Raw genomic sequence first — 17,749 nt, 5'->3', positions numbered from 1 at the left:
TACTTCACGTTCTTTTATTGTCCTTATCGGAATCCCATGACTAACTATAGCCTTCGTGCACGCATGATGATCCTGATTCTGGCTCCCACACTTCTAATTGGTTTATTACTCAGCACTTTTTTCGTTGTTCATCGCTACAACGATCTGCAGAACCAATTAGAGAATGCCGGGGTCAGTATTATCGAACCTTTGGCCGTTTCTTGCGAATTTGCAATAAATGGTAAAGACAAGGAACCTCTGCGTCATCTGGTGAGTGTCCTCCACCGCAGACACTCAAATATTGTGCGTGGCATTTCGATTTACGATCGTCAGAATAAACTTTTTGTCACTTCAAATTTTCAGCCGGATGCTTCTACGCTAAAAATCCCTGAGGGAGAAGCCATTCCTTCACACCTGACGGTTAGCCGTGATGGCTATATGATGATCCTCCGCACCCCCATCATGTCTGAAGTCTACTCCCAGAGTGATGAAAGTGAGCAGGATGAACGCCATTCGGGAAAAATTCAGGGTTATGTTGCGATGGAACTTGACCTGCAGTCAGTAAGACTGCAGCAGTATCGTGAAATTTTCACCTCAACATTGATGATGCTGGCCTGTATTGCCATTGCCATGCTGTTTGCCTATCGATTAATGCGTGATGTTACAGGGCCCATTCGCAACATGGTGAATACGGTTGACCGTATAAGACGCGGTCAGTTAGACAGTCGTGCTGAAGGATTTATGCTCGGCGAGCTGGATATGTTGAAGAATGGTATTAACTCGATGGCCATGTCTCTGACTGCCTACCATGAAGAGATGCAGCACAATGTCGATCAGGCAACGTCCGACTTGCGTGAAACCCTTGAGCAGATGGAAATTCAAAATGTCGAACTGGATTTAGCCAAGAAGAAGGCCCAGGAGGCAGTACGCATCAAGTCTGAGTTTTTAGCCAATATGTCTCATGAACTGAGAACGCCACTTAATGGCGTCATCGGTTTTACGCGTCTGACGTTAAAAACAGAATTGAATACGACTCAGAGGGACTATTTATTTACCATTGAGCGTTCTGCCAATAACCTCCTGACAATTATTAACGATGTGCTGGACTTCTCTAAACTAGAGGCAGGGAAGTTAGTGCTGGAAAATATCCCCTTCCCACTGCGAAATATTTTGGATGAAGCGATCACGTTGCTTGCACAATCTGCCCATGAAAAAGGGCTTGAGCTGACGCTGAATATCCAAAACGATGTCCCGGATAATGTCATTGGTGACCCTCTACGTTTACAGCAAATAATTACTAACCTTACTGGCAATGCCATAAAATTCACAGAAACGGGCAATATCGATATCCTGGTGCAAAAGCGTACTGAGGGTAACAACAAAGTTCAGATTGAAATGCAAATTCATGATTCCGGTATCGGTATCCCAGAGCAGGAACAGTCACGACTTTTTCAGGCATTTCGTCAGGCCGATGCGAGCATCTCTCGCCGCCACGGGGGGACGGGTCTAGGACTGGTGATCACTCAAAAGCTGGTTAATGAAATGGGGGGGGAGATATCCTTCCACAGTAAGCCGGATAGCGGCTCAACCTTCTGGTTTTATATTAATCTTGACTTAAACCCGCATGCTGTCCTGAATAATAATGCAATGAACAAGCTGGCGGGGCGTCGAATTGCTTATGTTGAAGCCAATGTGAATGCGGCTCAAAGTACCCTGAATTTGCTTCAGAACACACCACTTTCTGTCATACACACACCGTCCCTCTCCGGGCTACCAGACGAACACTTTGATATTTTATTGATTGGCGTTCCTGTTACCTTAAACGAAACTCAGCCCCTGGCACATATCAATCTGGAACACGCAGCAACATTAAGCGACTGTTTGATTCTCGCACTGCCTTGTCAGGCACAGATCCACGCTGAGGAGTTTAAACGCCAGGGCGTTACCGGTTGTTTATTAAAACCGATCACTTCAACACGTTTATTCCCGCTCTTACTGGAAAGCTATCATCATCCTGTTATTGCGCCGCCAAAAGTGACTACTGATGGTAAGCTCCCGATGACGGTGATGGCTGTAGATGACAATCCTGCTAACCTCAAACTTCTCAGCGCCTTACTGAAGGATAAAGTGCAACATGTGGTGCTGTGTAGTAATGCTCTACAGGCGCTGGAGCAAGCCCGTCAAATGGAACTGGATTTAATACTGATGGATATTCAGATGCCTGAAATTGATGGAATTCGTGCCTGTGAGCTGATTCGTCAGCTGCCGCATCATAAAAATACACCTGTCATTGCCGTCACCGCACACGCCATGGCAGGACAAAAAGAAAAACTGCTTATTGCTGGTATCAACGACTACCTGGCAAAACCCATTGAAGAAAAGAAACTCCAAAACATTCTGCTGCACTATCAGATGAATACACTCAACAATGCCACACTGGTGTCCCCGAGCGATAATCCGCCATCTGAGCCAAAAACAGATCTCACCTTCGACTGGGAATTAGCCCTCACTCAGGCGGCGAATAAAGTCAGTCTGGCCCAGGATATGCTAAAAATGTTACTGGAGTTTATGCCTGAAGTTCGTGAGGTACTGGAAAAACAGCTGTTTGGTAATAATCCTCAAGGGATCAAAGATATTATTCATAAGTTGCATGGCAGCTGTAGCTATAGTGGTGTACCGAACTTGAAAAAACTCTGCTTAATTTTAGAAACCGAGTTAAGCAGAGGCGTCGCTCCTGAAGCACTGGAGCCAGAAATTCTCGAATTACTGGATGAAATGGATAATGTGGCAAATGTGGCGCAGAACTACCTGAATTAACTGAATATTCAGGCCTTTGTCATGCCATGCCACATTACGTCAAACCCTGCAATAATATAGTCTTGTTTACGTTCAGGCTCCCTGGCGGCAAACTCCATTGTCGTTTCCGCCAGGGCAAAGAATATAGCATCCGCAAAAGGGTTTTCCCCGCAGGTCAGATACTCATTGGTGATACTTTCATTTGAAAGCTGGCGTAACTCTGGAAACTCATCATGCGTTTTTTGAAGTGTATCTTTGGTAATTTTTCCTGATACCGCCAACTGACTCATCGCCTTTCTGGCATCAATATTGACCAGTCCCCAGTTAATGTAACCGTTCCATAATTCACGAGAACGCGCTTCAACCGGTAATTCACGGTTATATGTTTTCATCAACTGCTTTCCCAGCAGCCACTTAAGATGGTGATAAACATCGTTGAATAACACATCTTTAGTAGCAAAATAACGGAATAACGTTCCTTCAGCGACGCCCGCTTTTTTGGCAATAAGGGACGTAGCAGCCCCCAGACCATGCTCCGCTATAGCTTCAGTTGTCGCATCCAGTAACGCTAATCTTTTATCTTCACTTTTTGGACGAGCCACAATACCTCACTGATTTCAAGAATGGCCCCTTCTGCATCGTCAGGCCCTGATTTATTGTTCTTCTGTGTATCATACCGTAAATTTTATTGACGGTTGACATCTCACACCTATAATGAGTGTTTACTCACTCAAAAATGGAAAAATTGTTCTGAATCAGTTAATGGCATAACCACACAAATGCCAGGCCATGATTTAGATTGATATCAGCATAATAAGGTACAAGAAGGAGGTGATATGTCCATGCCTGACGATTTTATGGAATCCCTGCTTAAATGGGTAAACAACAACTTGCAGCGTCCCCTGCGTATTGAAGACGTAGCAAAACAGTCTGGATACTCTAAATGGTATTTACAGCGCATGTTCACAGGGTGGGCCGGCAAAAGTCTGGGAGCCTACATCAGAGAGCACAAACTTGAGCTGGCAGCACAAGATCTTAAAAATACCACCGATCGAATTCTTGATATTTCAGTCCGCTATGGCTTTGATTCACAGCAATCCTTTACCAGGACTTTTGGTAAAAAATTTAACACCTCACCAGGGGCTTACCGTCGAACAAAAAATACACCACCAAATGAAGAGAGCCACGGCTGCTCTGAAACACCCTGACACCATCAGGAGAGCTGACACATCAAAATAATACACATCAGCCGATGAAAAAAGGAGAGCAAAACGCTTCCCTTTTTCCGAATTAAAACATCCTCAACCGCTAACGGAGAAGGTTGAAAATGGGATTAGCCATTCCTGGTATGGTCCTATTGTGCGAGCAATAAAGCCCACCGTTCTACCCACGGATTAGTAATAAATTCAGGTTCCGGATTTTCACTGGCATCGACCAATAACACATCGCCAAGACGAGTTGCACCTTGCTCCTGTAACAGGGCATCAAATTGCTTGCCACCACCACAAAAGAGATCATAGCTGCTGTCACCCAGCGCGATTAATCCATAACGCAGGTCTGGCTGATACCCTACCTCATTTTTAATCGCCTGAAATAAAGGAACAATACTCTCAGGTAAATCACCTTGCCCGGTGGTGGAGGTAATAACCAGGACGTAATGATGGCGATAATACTGCCAGTGCGATAATTCAGGGTCTTCAAACACTTTGACACTGTGCCCATGCTGGCTCAAAATCGCTTCAGCTTCTTCCGCCACAAACAGCGCATTTCCGTACAATGTACCGACAAAGATACCTATTTCAGCCATCTCACTATTCCTTATTAATCAGCAGTATTACTGCTGTACACACGATAGTTCATACCATAAAGACCATGAGCCTCTCGTTTCACTGCCCACGAACCTGAGCCCCCAGAACCAACATAGATGGTCACGTGTTACAACGCGAACCATTCACGATTAATCGCTCTGTTCAGCAGTGACAGGCTCAATGTCTGATAACAAACCTCGCCAGCCAAACTGGGATAACATGTTCGTCCAGGTCGTATCAAGGTCAGCCCGTAATCTGAGTGTGGCACCCGTTATCGGGTGAATCAAAGAGAGCTGGCTGGCATGCAACATCAAACGCTGACAGCCGAAATGTTCTGCAGCACCCCGGTTTTGACGTAAATCACCATGCCTGGAATCGCCAATAATAGGGTGACGCAAATGTGCCATATGACGGCGAAGCTGATGTTTGCGTCCCGTTTGCGGCTCCAGTTCGATCAGACTATAACGGGCAGTAGAATAACGCCCTACTGCCACCGGCATTTCGACAGTGGCCAGGCTGCGATAGTGAGTTATCGCCTCCTGAGGAAGCTTATCTTGTGTCGTGAATTTATCTGCAATTTTGTCCTGTTCTTCAAGCAAGGGGTAATCCAGCAGGTCCTCGCCTTCCAGCCAGCCACGGACTACCGCATGATAGCGTTTTTGAATTTGGCGCTGTTCAAACTGTTGCGATAGTAAACGCCCCACCTCACTGGATAATCCCATCAACAACACGCCTGACGTTGGCTTATCCAGGCGGTGAACAGTAAACACATGCTGTCCAATCTGATCTCGCACAGTTTGCATCGCTATTCGTGTTTCATGCCGGTCTAACCAGCTACGATGAACCAGCCATCCAGAGGGTTTATTCACCGCAACCAACCACTCATCCTGATAAATAATATCCAGCATCAGGATGGCACCGGATTAAAGAAAGCATCCAATTCCAGTAATACCGCCAGCAATGGCTCCCGTTCACAGCGAGAGCTATCCAGAGCCATTTCATAATAAGGTGCCACAGCAAACTCTCCGGGAAGTGCCCGTTGACTATCAAGCAGGGCATGCATCCGGGGAATTAAAACCCACTGTAACCACTCAACAGGATCCAATGTATCCATGCAAAAAGGTTGGGTGCTGTCTAAAGCAGCAGGATCTGGCAATGTTTCCTGCCATAACGCGTGATCACGCAAAACCTGCTCAATATTAATTAAGTATTGACGTACTTGAGTCTGGCTATCCATGAGAACCTTAAGCTGCAATAACAATAGAGGGTACAGGATAACATTTCTTAGGCTTACCGGAAAAAACCTTGCGGGGAAGAAATGACAATGGTCTTTAATTACATCAGCGCCGCCTCTCCTGTATGGCCAGGAAAAACGAGATAAAAAAAGGGAGCACTGTATTAACAGTGCTCCCGATTCGTTCCGTAGCTAATCCTGCTACTTTTGTGCTCCCTGCTCATCCGTGACAACTGTGTCCCTCGGTCTATTGACCTACAGTCCATTGCAACTGCGTCCTGCAGTATTCATCGTATCATGCTGATACAATGTCCTTGAGTCTCCTTGACACACTGCACATCCTGTTGCAGCTCACGTTCTCCATCCTGGAGGTGTCCATTAGCTCTTCCTGAGCCACTCCGCACTTCATCTATGAAGTAGTCCTTTACGCCATCCTGGCGAACTATCCTTACATCAACACAACAATTTGATTTTTTGTGTTTCAGCGACTTCATGTCGTGGTGATAGGATCGTTTATTTGGGGGGCGATAACAAGATACTCGAAATGGCATCACGTTAAAATTATCAATGTTACATCGATAGAAATTCTGCAACTGAATGTAATATAAATAATATATTAATTGGCCAAATATAAATTCGAGTCACATTTCAGAGATGTCGCACAGCTCATGTAAGAAATATCTTACACCAAAATGATTGGGCAATTAATCTACCAACGGGTCGAGGGTATCCAAAAAGATCGTCAACGAAGGGGAAAGTACGTTACGTTGAGTAGTACCGATTTTTTCAATCAATACCTCTCCTGTCAAGTTGCAAATCGATATCACTTCCATGTCATCTTCCGTGGTCGCCAGAAAAAGAGTCGGGGACAGTTTTAGTCGCTTTTGTGTCACTAAATGACCAATAAGATTTTCTTGCACGCGCTGGAAATCATCCCCACTCCATGCTTGCAACAGCGTCAGTTTCTGGGTACCAGAAAGCGCAAGCATATCCCCGGCAAACTGCGTGGTGTAAAAGTGATGGATATCAGGATGGAGAGTGATTTCAAGCGCCCGCTCTACTGCACTTAAATCGCTTTCAGGAAAAAAAGGTTGAGGCTTCCAGAAAACAGCACCACCTGCGGTATGCTGTATGCAAGGCGAGGGTATCCCATACAATGCCTCGCTGGATGGGTTTCCCTCCGTTTCCTGCTGCCATTTAGCACAGAATCGCTGGGTGAATTGCTGTAGGGACTGGCTAATTTCGTTCATTAATTTCTCACTCATGCTAGCTTTGGTACAATATGGTCTGATTGTACCTTCAATACGGTGAAATATGTTCGATGAAAATCATCAGGCTCTGCGTGGCCTGACACTGGGTAAAGCAACCTCTTATCAGGATAAGTACCAACCGACACTACTGCAGGGTGTTCCTCGCAGTCTTAATCGTGATTTCCCTGAGCTCAATGGTCAAACGTTACCCTTTCATGGCGGGGATATCTGGACGCTTTATGAACTCTCATGGCTAAACAAAAATGGTCTGCCACAAGTGGCTGTTGGCCATGTCCAGATCGATGCCAATAGTGTTAATTTGATTGAATCAAAAAGTTTTAAACTCTTTCTCAATAGCTTTAACCAAACCCAATTTGCCAACTGGGATGCTGTCCGGGAAACCCTTCAGCGTGATTTAAGCGCTTGCGCCCAGGGTGATGTCAGCGTGGTGTTATTTCGACTGGATGAACTGGAAACTCAGCAATTAGTCCCATTACAGGGCGAATGTATTGATGACCAGGATATTGTTATTGATAACTACGAATTCAATGCAGACTATCTTGCCAACGCCGTATCTGACGAGCCAGTCAAAGAAACACTGGTCAGTCACCTACTAAAATCTAACTGCCTGATAACCCATCAGCCGGACTGGGGTTCCGTTCAGATCGACTATAAAGGTCCGAAAATCAACCGGGAAAAACTCCTGCGTTACTTAGTCTCTTTCCGTCATCATAATGAATTCCATGAACAGTGCGTGGAGCGTATTTTTAACGACATCCAGCGTTACTGTCACCCACAGGCGTTAAGTGTCTATGCACGCTATACTCGTCGAGGTGGGCTGGATATTAATCCATGGCGAACTAATACTCATTTTCATCCGACGTTTGGTCGTTTGGTTCGTCAATAAATATGCAATATCCCTGTCATACCATAATGCCAGGGAGCCACCCAGAGTTAAAATCGCAATTCCAGACACAAATTGTAGAGTTTAAGGATAAGAGTTTCGTTACCTAAGGAGTGCACTTGATTACACATGTTAGCCCACTTGGTTCAATGGATATGTTGTCACAACTGGAAGTCGATATGCTTAAATGCACGGCCAGTAGTGACCTTTATCAGCTCTTCCGTAATTGCTCACTGGCGGTACTGAATTCTGGAAGCCAGACGGATAGCAGTACCGAACTACTTTCGCGTTTCGAGAATTTTGATATAAACGTGTTACGCCGTGAACGAGGAGTCAAACTCGAGCTGATTAATCCCCCCGAAGAGGCCTTTGTTGACGGGCGAATCATTCGCGCCTTACAAGCAAATCTGTTTGCTGTGTTACGCGACATTGTATTTGTTAATGGCCAGATTGCCCATTTAAGCCGTTCAACTCAGCCACATCATGATGAGTCTATCTACACCACGAATATGGTGTTCTCTATTCTACGCAACGCCCGCGCACTGCATGTGGGTGAGGCACCAAATTTAGTGGTTTGCTGGGGCGGTCACTCTATTAATGAAAAAGAATATCTCTACGCTCGTCAAGTAGGAACACAACTCGGCCTCCGTGAACTGGATATTTGTACTGGCTGTGGCCCGGGGGCGATGGAAGCACCAATGAAAGGCGCAGCGGTAGGCCATGCCCAACAACGCTATAAAGACGGGCGCTTTATCGGCATGACTGAGCCTTCTATTATCGCGGCGGAACCACCTAACCCATTGGTCAATGAACTGATTATCATGCCCGATATTGAAAAGCGTCTTGAAGCTTTTGTTCGCATCGCTCATGGCATTATCATTTTTCCGGGAGGAGTGGGTACCGCAGAAGAATTCCTCTATCTGCTGGGCATAATGATGAACCCACATAACCAGGATCAGGTACTACCACTGATCCTTACTGGCCCGAAAGAGAGTGAGGATTACTTCCGGGTACTGGACGAGTTTATTGTAAATACGCTGGGAGAACAGGCCCGTCGTCATTATAAAATCATTATTGATGATGCTGCAGAAGTCGCGCGAATGATGAAAAAAGCGATGCCCCGGGTAAAAGAAAGTCGCCGTGAAAGTGGGGACGCCTACAGCTTTAACTGGTCAATCCGTATTGCACCTGATCTACAAAAGCCTTTTGAACCCACCCATGAAAATATGGCTGATTTAAAACTGTATTCAGACCAGCCCCCGGAACAGCTGGCCGCTTCATTGCGCAGGGCATTTTCAGGCATTGTGGCTGGCAACGTAAAAGATATCGGTATTCAAGCCATTAAACAGTTCGGTCCGTATAAAATCCATGGTGATACCCGCATGATGCAGCAAATGGATGAACTCCTGCAGGGCTTTGTTGAACAACAACGAATGAAGCTGCCCGGCAGTGCCTATGTTCCCTGCTATGAAATCTGTCGTTAATTTAATCAAAGCGGTCATATGACCGCTTTTTTTTAAATACCTTTATGCCTTCATCCCCAGAAAAATAATCTCATCGTTTGATTTCCTGCCCTTTCTCTTTCCCTAAAAAACAAGCAGTTAGATACATTTATTTAACATTAACCACGCGATCATTTTTTATACAGATACATTTAAAACAATGAGTTATTTATTACAACTTTTGATACAAGTCAAAATATTGCGAATATGTAACCTGGTTTTTAAATATTCTGTTTACGGTTAATTTTTTAGTGAAAAACATTTTATTTATCTTTAATCAAAGTATCACATCATCTGTTGGTGCTAGTATTTATACAAATAAATTTTATCAGAGAACCTCTTGGCAGAGGTTTATGCGGGATTACTACTCATTCAAAGTTATTTATTGTAATTGAGATCGCGATCACTGATACAACTTCAACATAAATGTATCTTTCCGCCCGCCGATAATTACGGTCAATAACTCTCAATATAAAGGCCGAATACAGAATTTAGTTTTAACGGTTAATACTGAAGCAGTGTTTTAACTTACAGAATTTAAAAATTGCATTAAACAAATCCTTGGAGAATCTTAATGGAAACCACTCAAAAGGGCAGCATCGCCCCCGCAGCAGCAAAAAGCGCCTGGCGCAAGTCTGACACTATCTGGATGCTTGGTCTCTATGGGACTGCAATTGGAGCGGGTGTACTGTTTTTACCAATAAACGCCGGTGTCGGCGGGATGATCCCCCTGATCATCATGGCAATCCTGGCTTTTCCAATGACCTTCTTTGCACACCGCGGTTTAACTCGATTTGTTCTGTCTGGTAAAAACCCGGGCGAAGATATCACCGAAGTCGTAGAGGAACACTTTGGTATTGGCGCAGGTAAGTTGATTACCTTACTCTATTTCTTTGCCATCTACCCTATTTTGCTGGTTTATAGTGTGGCTATCACCAATACCGTTGACAGCTTCATCACTCACCAGTTAGGTATGACCGCACCGCCTCGGGCTCTGCTGTCATTGATCCTGATTGTGGCGATGATGACCATTGTTCGTTTCGGTGAACAAATGATCGTTAAAGCGATGAGCGTGCTGGTCTTCCCTTTTGTTGCCGCGCTGATGATTCTCGCACTTTATCTGATTCCTAACTGGAGCGGAGCCGCTTTAGAAACGCTGACCTTCAACAGTGAAACTATGGGTAGTGGTCTGTGGTTAACACTCTGGCTGGCTATCCCTGTTATGGTATTCTCTTTCAACCATTCACCTATTATTTCTTCTTTTGCCGTAGCCAAACGTGCAGAGTACGGTGAAGAGGCAGAGAAAAAATGCTCAAGCATCCTGGCTCGTGCTCATATCATGATGGTTATCACTGTAATGTTCTTCGTATTCAGCTGCGTACTGAGCCTGTCACCTGCTGACCTGGCGGCGGCTAAAGCACAGAACATCTCGATTCTGTCTTATCTGGCTAACCACTTCCAAGCGCCAGTCATCGCCTGGATGGCACCAATCATTGCTATCATTGCTATTACTAAATCCTTCCTCGGCCACTATTTGGGAGCTCGTGAAGGTTTCAACGGTATGGTAATCAAATCGTTGCGTAGCAAAGGTAAGAATATTGAACTGAACAAACTGAACCGTCTGACCGCTATCTTCATGCTGGTTACTTGCTGGATTGTTGCCACCCTGAACCCTAGCATTCTCGGCATGATTGAAACATTAGGCGGCCCAGTTATCGCAATGATTCTGTTCCTGATGCCTATGTATGCCATTAATAAAGTCCCTGCCATGCGCAAATATAGCGGTCATATCAGCAACGTATTCGTTGTTGTTATCGGCCTGATTGCTATCTCCGCTATCGCTTACTCGCTGGCTAGCTAAGTATTTTCAAGCCGCCTCCCGGGCGGCTTTCTCTCTTTCAAGTCTGTTGACGCCATAGGTGGTAGATCATGATTAGCGTATTCGACATTTTCAAAATCGGTATTGGCCCATCAAGTTCTCATACCGTCGGTCCGATGAAAGCGGGTAAACAATTTACTGACGACTTAATTACCCAGGGTATTTTACACGCCGTCACACGTATTGTGGTTGACGTCTACGGTTCCCTGTCATTGACGGGAAAAGGCCACCATACCGATATCGCCATTATTATGGGACTGGCAGGTAACTTACCTGATAGTGTGGATATCGATGCCATTCCTCATTTTATTGAGGATGTGAATACCACGGGCCGCCTGACGCTGGCAAATGGTCAGCACCAGGTTGAATTCCCGGTCGATAGTTGCATGAATTTTCATTCAGATAATCTGTCATTACACGAGAATGGTATGCGTATAACCGCGCTTGCCAATGACAAGGTGGTATACACCAAAACCTATTACTCTATTGGTGGCGGCTTTATCGTTGATGAAGAACATTTTGGTCAGCAAAATGAGAACACTGTCAACGTACCGTACCCGTATAAAAATGCGGCTGATTTGCAACGCCTTTGCGAAGAAACCGGTTTATCCCTGTCCGGACTCATGATGCAGAACGAACGTGCACTCCATTCTCAGGAGGAAATTGATACCCGTTTTGCAGCAATCTGGGATGTCATGCGTCAAGGCATAGAACGCGGCATTGCCACTGAAGGTGTATTGCCAGGTAAAATGCGCGTCCCTCGTCGGGCAGCAGCCTTACGTCGTATGCTCGTCACCAGCGATAAAAACAATACTGACCCGATGGCAGTTGTCGACTGGATCAATATGTTTGCACTGGCTGTCAACGAAGAAAACGCAGCAGGGGGACGTGTTGTCACGGCACCCACTAATGGTGCCTGCGGAATTATTCCTGCGGTGCTTGCCTACTACGATAAGTTCATTCGTGAGGTCAATGCTAACTCCTGTGCTCGTTTCTTACTGACCGCAGGTGCGATAGGCACATTGTATAAAATGAATGCCTCAATTTCTGGTGCTGAAGTTGGCTGCCAGGGGGAAGTCGGGGTTGCCTGTTCAATGGCTGCGGCTGGATTAACTGAATTACTGGGGGGTAGCCCTGTTCAGGTTTGTATCGCTGCTGAAATCGGCATGGAGCATAACCTCGGCCTGACCTGTGACCCGGTTGCAGGCCAGGTTCAAGTCCCCTGTATCGAACGTAATGCAATAGCTGCCGTCAAAGCAGTTAATGCTGCCCGTATGGCAATGCGTCGTACCAGTGAACCCCGCGTCTGCCTCGATAAAGTTATCGAGACAATGTATGAAACGGGTAAAGATATGAACTCGAAATATCGTGAAACATCACGCGGTGGACTGGCATTAAAAATAGTCAGTTGTGACTGATAACATCGTCTGACGGATAAAAGGGAAAAACGAAATGTTTTTCCCTTTTTGCTATTGATTACAGTGCAGATTTCAGCCGTTTTACTGCCTCAAAAAGCTGTTCTTCCGACGCTGTAGCATAGGAAAAACGTAGCGTGCGTTTGTCTGGGTTATCATTGAAGAAGAACTCCCCCGGCACATACACAACCCCCTGGCTCAGGGTTTTCGCTAACCATGCTGTCGTATTAAAGTCATAACGGAACGTTGCCCAGAGGAACATCCCCCCCACAGGCTGGTTGAACTGAATATGCTCCCCGAGCTCTTTTTCCAATAATGCTGACAAAGTCAGACATTTTTGTTTATATGCCCCGCGAATCACTTCAATTTGCTTATCAAGGCGTGAGAGAGTCAAATAACTGGCAGCCAGAGCCTGAGTAAAGGAATTACTGTGCAGGTCTGTCGCTTGCTTAATGATAGCGACTTTCTGTTTTATCCAGTCTGGCAGGATTATCCAGCCAACACGCAAGCCAGGAGCCAGAATCTTCGAAAACGTTGAGGTGTAGACCACATGGTCCTCTGCCCCTTGTTCAGTGGCTATTTGAATCAGTGTTTTTTCTTTTTTATCAGTAAAACTGATAGCACCATACGGATCATCCTCGATAATAACAAAATGATACTCAGCCGCTAGCTTCACCAGTTTTTCACGACGTTCAGCACTCAGCGTTGTGCCACTTGGGTTGCCAAAAGTCGGTACCAGATAGATACCTTTAATACGTGTCGTTTTCAATAATGCTTCTAATTCATCAACAATCATCCCGCGTTCATCACTTCCCACTGATTTGACATCGGCGCCGGTCAGCCCCAGAATTTGTAAAGTCGCAAGATAAGTGGGGCGTTCAACAACAAAAATGTCCCCTTCATCAACCAACGTACGCATTAATAAGTCCAGGGCCTGCTGAGATCCGGAAGTAATCAGTAAGTTGTCTGTCTGGGTCGTAATTCCACGCTGCCGGCACACATCCACCACCTGCTGACGCAGGAGGACATTGCCTTCCGTCAGCCCATACTGAAAGGCATCAAGGAATTGTTCTTCCATGACTTTCTCTGTTGCCAGGCTCAAACCTTCTTTATCAAACAGATCGCTGGAAGGAATCCCACCGGCCAGTGAAATAACGCCAGGCATTTTGCTGTGTTTCAGCAACTCACGAATAGCGGAAGGTTGTAAATTCTGAATACGTTGTGCGAGATGTGTGGCGTTGCTCATGTAATATTCTCTGTATTGTTATGCCTTTGAAATATATCTGGCAAACTGATAATTCCGCAATGTATTTCCGTATCATTTGCTGGTGGTATTGCGAAGTACTGCACTGAGGTAATCATGAAAATAGCGCTCAACGGCGGAACATGCTAGGGTATAAAAACAGGGATAGAGAGTAAATTTTCCATGACTATTCATTTACTTATTGTCGATGCATTAAATCTTATACGACGTATTCATGCAGTTCAGGGATCCCCTTGCGTGAAAACCTGTCTGAATGCACTGGAGCTATTGATTAATCATAGCCAACCGACACATGCGGTTGCCGTCTTTGACAATGAAGCAGGAAAAGAGAACTGGCGTCATCAACTATTCGCCGACTACAAAGCTGGCCGAACCCCCATGCCAGACGCCTTACAGCAGGAAATGCCTGTAATCCGCGAAGCGTTCACCCAACGCGGTGTTTGCTGCTGGCACTCAGAGGGGAATGAAGCAGATGACCTTGCCGCCACTTTAGCGGTTAAGGTCACTCGCAGTGGGCATCGAGCAACCATTGTTTCCACCGATAAGGGCTACTGCCAATTATTGGCACCCACCCTACAGATTCGAGATTACTTCCAGAAGCGCTGGCTGGATGTCCCTTTCATCGACAAAGAGTATGGCGTAAAACCAGAACAACTCACTGATTACTGGGGGCTTGTTGGGATCAGTAGCAGCCATATTCCGGGCGTTCCGGGGCTTGGTCCCAAAAGTGCCACACCACTAATCCAGCAATTCTCTACTCTGGAACAGTTGTACCAGCAACTGGACAGGGTACCTGAAAAATGGCGTAAGAAACTGATACAGCATCAGGAGCTGGCCTTCATTAGTCGCCAGGTCGCAAGACTCAAAACAGACTTAAACCTGGCGGGTAATTTGCAACAGCTCAGACTTCAGCGATAAATAGCGCTTTAAAGAAGATTAACGCTCATCACGCCGGCCACCGACTGCGGCCCACCAACGGCGAATATGCACGGTGACTTCTTCTCTGTCATGGTAAAGCTGACGCGCCTGGATCTCTGCATTTATCCCATTTTCAGCGAGTCTGTTACGAATAAATTCGAGATTTTGGGATACCTCTTCATAACGCTTTTTCATGGGCAATTTTAAATTGAAGATAGTCTCCCGACACCAGCCATTAACCAGCCAGTCAGCCACCAGGTTTGCCACTTTAGCGGGTTTTTCCACCATATCGCAAACCATCCACGAGATATTATTACGAGTAGGGCGATACTTGAAACCATCTTCACGCAACCATGTTACCTGCCCTGTCTCCATCAGGCTTTCCGCCATTGGCCCGTTATCCACCGAGGCAACCCACATATTGCGTTTTACTAACTGATAGGTCCAGCCACCAGGACAAGCACCGAGGTCAACCGCGTGCATACTGTTTGCCAGACGCTCATCCCACTCATCCGCAGGAATGAAGACATGAAATGCTTCTTCAAGTTTTAATGTTGAACGGCTAGGTGCGTCTGCCGGGAATTTCAAACGTGGAATGCCCATATAAAAAGGTGAGTTGTTATCCGGGTAAGAATACCCCGTATAACAGCAACCCGGCGCAATAAAAAAGACATGTACCACAGGACGTTTTGGCGTTTCAAATTTAGCCAGTACGCCCGCTTCACGTAAATGACTGCGCAGAGGTACCGTCAGCTTACGGCAGAACTTCATCAGTTCTTTACTTTCATTGGTATCCGCTACTTCAACCCGAAGATCACCGCCTTTTTCAACGACACCTTGTAGCATGCCAAGGATTGGGGTGATGCGATCCTCTGGTGATAAATCCTTTAGCAGCTCACCCGCAATAAACATTTGGCGGGCAAAAATCAATGAACTGAAGGGTAATTCACGAATTAATCGTTCGGCATCTTCAGGCTGATAACACTCAAATATCACATATGCACTGTGTTCTTTAACGCGGGCAAAACCATACACGTTATACTGAGCGGCTTTATCCGTAATCTCTGCTGCACACTCTTTTTCAAAGCCCTGACGGCAATACAAGATCACTTTATTCATGATTGGCACCCTTTTTTTTCAGGCGCACAGCACCAATTAACATTAACACCCATCCGGCGAGAAAACTGACACCCCCTACCGGAGTCACAAATGCCCACATACGTACCTGGGACAAGGCGAGGCAATACAGACTCCCGCTAAATAACACGATACCGAGTACCATAAAGACGCTACTCCAGTAAAACCAAATACTGATGCGCCGCTGCATGGCTATCGCCAGACCAAAAATAGCTAACGTATGAAAAGCCTGGTATTCCAGTCCAGTATGAATCCACCCCATTTCTGCAGGGCCGAGAGATTTGCTTAATGAATGCGCGCCAAACGCCCCCAAAGCAACGAAGACAAAACCACTGATAGCAGTGAAAATCAGCATAAACCGGCTGGTCATGTTGTAACCTTAAAGTAAAGCGTGGAATAACCACGTGAAAATTGCTTACTGTTCATAGTGAAAACGAAACTTTTCTTGCTCACTGGCAGCTTTTGCCAGGATCCACTGTCTGAAGGCGGCTATTTTACCCAGTTCTGCCTGACTGTCATGGCAAACCAGATAAAAAGCTTTTTTACTTACCAGAACTTCATTAAATGGACAAACTAAACGCCCGGCTTCGATTTCAGACTGGGCAATAACATTATTAGCCAGGGCAATTCCCTGGCCATGAATCGCAGCCTGCAGAACCATCGCACTGTGGCTAAAAATTGGTCCTTGCTGGACATTAATATGATTCATCCCTAACTGCCGGGTATAAGCCTGCCACTCACGCCGGGAGGTGTCGTGCAATAACGTATGTTTAGCCAAATCATCCGGTGTTTTTATCGGGTTATCGCCAGTCAGTAACATGGGTGAACATATTGGTAGCAAATACTCTGCGTAAAGTTTTTCAACACGGAGTCCTGGCCAGTTACCTCGCCCATAAAATATCGCCACATCAACGTCATCAGGTAGCTTATCTTCCTCGCGATCCACCGCCTGAATGCGAACATCAATGCCAGGATATGCGGAATTAAAACTGCTCAGTCGTGGTACCAACCAGTGGATAGCAAAACTGGGCAATAAACTAACCGCAAGGGCTCCTTTTGCACTACGAGCCTGAAGCTTGCGTGTTGCCTCTGTAAGTTGGGTAAAAATATCTTTAATATCCTGATAATAACTTTGCCCTTCTTCAGTCAGCAGAAGCGAACGATTACGGCGACGGAACAATTTAAGGCCGAGAAAATCCTCCAGGGACTTAATCTGGTGACTGACCGCTGCCTGAGTAACAAATAACTCTTCCGCAGCTTTGGTAAAGCTCAAATGCCGCGCGGCAGCATCAAAAACCCGCAACGCATTTAAAGGTGGTAACCGTTTGGACATGGATGATTAGACTTTCACAGAGATGATGATTAACAAAACAGGTAATGATTACTTACCTATTAGTTTTTTTTATCTGACTCATTATAAATTGTCCATTGAGGATGTACCAGCAAATACCTATAGTGGCGGCACTTCTTGAGCCGGAACGAAAAGTCATCTGAAATGCGTGTTCAGAGTGCTTTTGGCTTATGGTTGTGTTGTTGTGTTGTTGTGTTGTTGTGTTTGGCCTGACATTTCAGGCTGCGCTAACAGGGCTACCCTATTTTTTCTTTCTGTAAGTTTACCCTGTCTGTAAATCGTCATTTTTTATAGCACCGCCTTTTGCGGTGC

The 17,749-nt window shown here is 45.7% G+C and carries 16 protein-coding genes; 7 read left to right on the top strand and 9 right to left on the bottom strand.

All coding sequences use genetic code 11. From position 1 onward, the window contains the following. The first annotated feature begins 36 nt into the window (after positions 1 to 36). Positions 37 to 2,796: a two-component sensor histidine kinase BarA gene (gene barA, locus JK154_RS13990; protein WP_211993168.1), complete on the top strand. Its 2,760-nt coding sequence runs from the start codon at positions 37 to 39 to the stop codon at positions 2,794 to 2,796. Positions 2,797 to 2,804: 8 nt separating this feature from the next. On the opposite strand, the gene JK154_RS13985 is transcribed toward barA, so the two are convergent. Further along, positions 2,805 to 3,377: a TetR/AcrR family transcriptional regulator gene (locus tag JK154_RS13985; protein WP_211993167.1), complete on the bottom strand. Its 573-nt coding sequence runs from the start codon at positions 3,375 to 3,377 to the stop codon at positions 2,805 to 2,807. Between the two features lie 234 nt (positions 3,378 to 3,611). Here JK154_RS13985 and JK154_RS13980 point away from each other — a divergent pair, with 234 nt between their 5' ends. Further along, positions 3,612 to 3,983 (top strand): helix-turn-helix domain-containing protein, encoded by a 372-nt coding sequence (locus JK154_RS13980; protein WP_211993166.1) that lies wholly within the window; start codon positions 3,612 to 3,614, stop codon positions 3,981 to 3,983. 146 nt (positions 3,984 to 4,129) lie between these two features. Here JK154_RS13980 and JK154_RS13975 read toward each other — a convergent pair whose 3' ends face one another. The 4 genes from JK154_RS13975 to syd form a co-directional block, all read right to left on the bottom strand. Further along, positions 4,130 to 4,582, bottom strand: coding sequence for a flavodoxin (locus tag JK154_RS13975; RefSeq protein WP_211993165.1), 453 nt, complete (start codon positions 4,580 to 4,582; stop codon positions 4,130 to 4,132). Positions 4,583 to 4,732: 150 nt separating this feature from the next. Further along, positions 4,733 to 5,491 (bottom strand): tRNA pseudouridine(65) synthase TruC, encoded by a 759-nt coding sequence (gene truC, locus JK154_RS13970; protein WP_211993164.1) that lies wholly within the window; start codon positions 5,489 to 5,491, stop codon positions 4,733 to 4,735. Next, positions 5,491 to 5,820 (bottom strand): YqcC family protein, encoded by a 330-nt coding sequence (locus JK154_RS13965; protein WP_211993163.1) that lies wholly within the window; start codon positions 5,818 to 5,820, stop codon positions 5,491 to 5,493. Before JK154_RS13965 ends, truC begins: the two co-directional genes overlap by 1 nt. A gap of 701 nt (positions 5,821 to 6,521) precedes the next feature. Next, on the bottom strand, positions 6,522 to 7,082 hold the full coding sequence (gene syd / locus JK154_RS13960) for a SecY-interacting protein (protein WP_249215926.1): 561 nt from the start codon (positions 7,080 to 7,082) through the stop codon (positions 6,522 to 6,524). A gap of 49 nt (positions 7,083 to 7,131) precedes the next feature. Here syd and queF point away from each other — a divergent pair, with 49 nt between their 5' ends. From queF to JK154_RS13940, 4 genes are all read left to right on the top strand, one after another. Then, on the top strand, positions 7,132 to 7,974 hold the full coding sequence (gene queF / locus JK154_RS13955; protein ID WP_211993162.1) for an NADPH-dependent 7-cyano-7-deazaguanine reductase QueF: 843 nt from the start codon (positions 7,132 to 7,134) through the stop codon (positions 7,972 to 7,974). A gap of 116 nt (positions 7,975 to 8,090) precedes the next feature. Continuing rightward, complete coding sequence (gene ppnN / locus JK154_RS13950; RefSeq protein ID WP_211993161.1) at positions 8,091 to 9,455, top strand: nucleotide 5'-monophosphate nucleosidase PpnN; 1,365 nt, start codon at positions 8,091 to 8,093, stop codon at positions 9,453 to 9,455. Between the two features lie 592 nt (positions 9,456 to 10,047). Then, positions 10,048 to 11,334, top strand: a complete 1,287-nt coding sequence (locus tag JK154_RS13945) for an HAAAP family serine/threonine permease (protein ID WP_211993160.1) — start codon at positions 10,048 to 10,050, stop codon at positions 11,332 to 11,334. A gap of 68 nt (positions 11,335 to 11,402) precedes the next feature. Continuing rightward, positions 11,403 to 12,770, top strand: a complete 1,368-nt coding sequence (locus JK154_RS13940) for an L-serine ammonia-lyase (protein ID WP_211993159.1) — start codon at positions 11,403 to 11,405, stop codon at positions 12,768 to 12,770. A gap of 58 nt (positions 12,771 to 12,828) precedes the next feature. On the opposite strand, the gene JK154_RS13935 is transcribed toward JK154_RS13940, so the two are convergent. Then, positions 12,829 to 14,013, bottom strand: a complete 1,185-nt coding sequence (locus JK154_RS13935) for a PLP-dependent aminotransferase family protein (protein ID WP_211993158.1) — start codon at positions 14,011 to 14,013, stop codon at positions 12,829 to 12,831. Positions 14,014 to 14,193: 180 nt separating this feature from the next. Here JK154_RS13935 and xni point away from each other — a divergent pair, with 180 nt between their 5' ends. After that, positions 14,194 to 14,949, top strand: a complete 756-nt coding sequence (gene xni, locus JK154_RS13930; RefSeq protein WP_211993157.1) for a flap endonuclease Xni — start codon at positions 14,194 to 14,196, stop codon at positions 14,947 to 14,949. A gap of 18 nt (positions 14,950 to 14,967) precedes the next feature. On the opposite strand, the gene rlmM is transcribed toward xni, so the two are convergent. Genes rlmM through JK154_RS13915 form a run of 3 tightly spaced genes read right to left on the bottom strand, consistent with a single transcriptional unit; the run spans position 14,968 to position 17,419 of the window. Continuing rightward, positions 14,968 to 16,068 (bottom strand): 23S rRNA (cytidine(2498)-2'-O)-methyltransferase RlmM, encoded by a 1,101-nt coding sequence (gene rlmM / locus JK154_RS13925; protein ID WP_211993156.1) that lies wholly within the window; start codon positions 16,066 to 16,068, stop codon positions 14,968 to 14,970. After that, complete coding sequence (locus JK154_RS13920) at positions 16,061 to 16,456, bottom strand: DUF423 domain-containing protein (RefSeq protein WP_211993155.1); 396 nt, start codon at positions 16,454 to 16,456, stop codon at positions 16,061 to 16,063. Before JK154_RS13920 ends, rlmM begins: the two co-directional genes overlap by 8 nt. A gap of 45 nt (positions 16,457 to 16,501) precedes the next feature. Beyond that, entirely contained in the window at positions 16,502 to 17,419 is a 918-nt protein-coding gene (locus tag JK154_RS13915) for a transcriptional regulator GcvA (RefSeq protein WP_211993154.1), read from the bottom strand. Positions 17,420 to 17,749 lie beyond the last annotated feature (330 nt).

The organism is Citrobacter sp. JGM124 (assembly GCF_018257795.1).
In the GTDB taxonomy this organism is placed as follows: domain Bacteria; phylum Pseudomonadota; class Gammaproteobacteria; order Enterobacterales; family Enterobacteriaceae; genus JGM124.
Note: the sequence above shows the minus strand (reverse complement) of the source record. Positions and strands in the feature narration are given on the sequence as shown.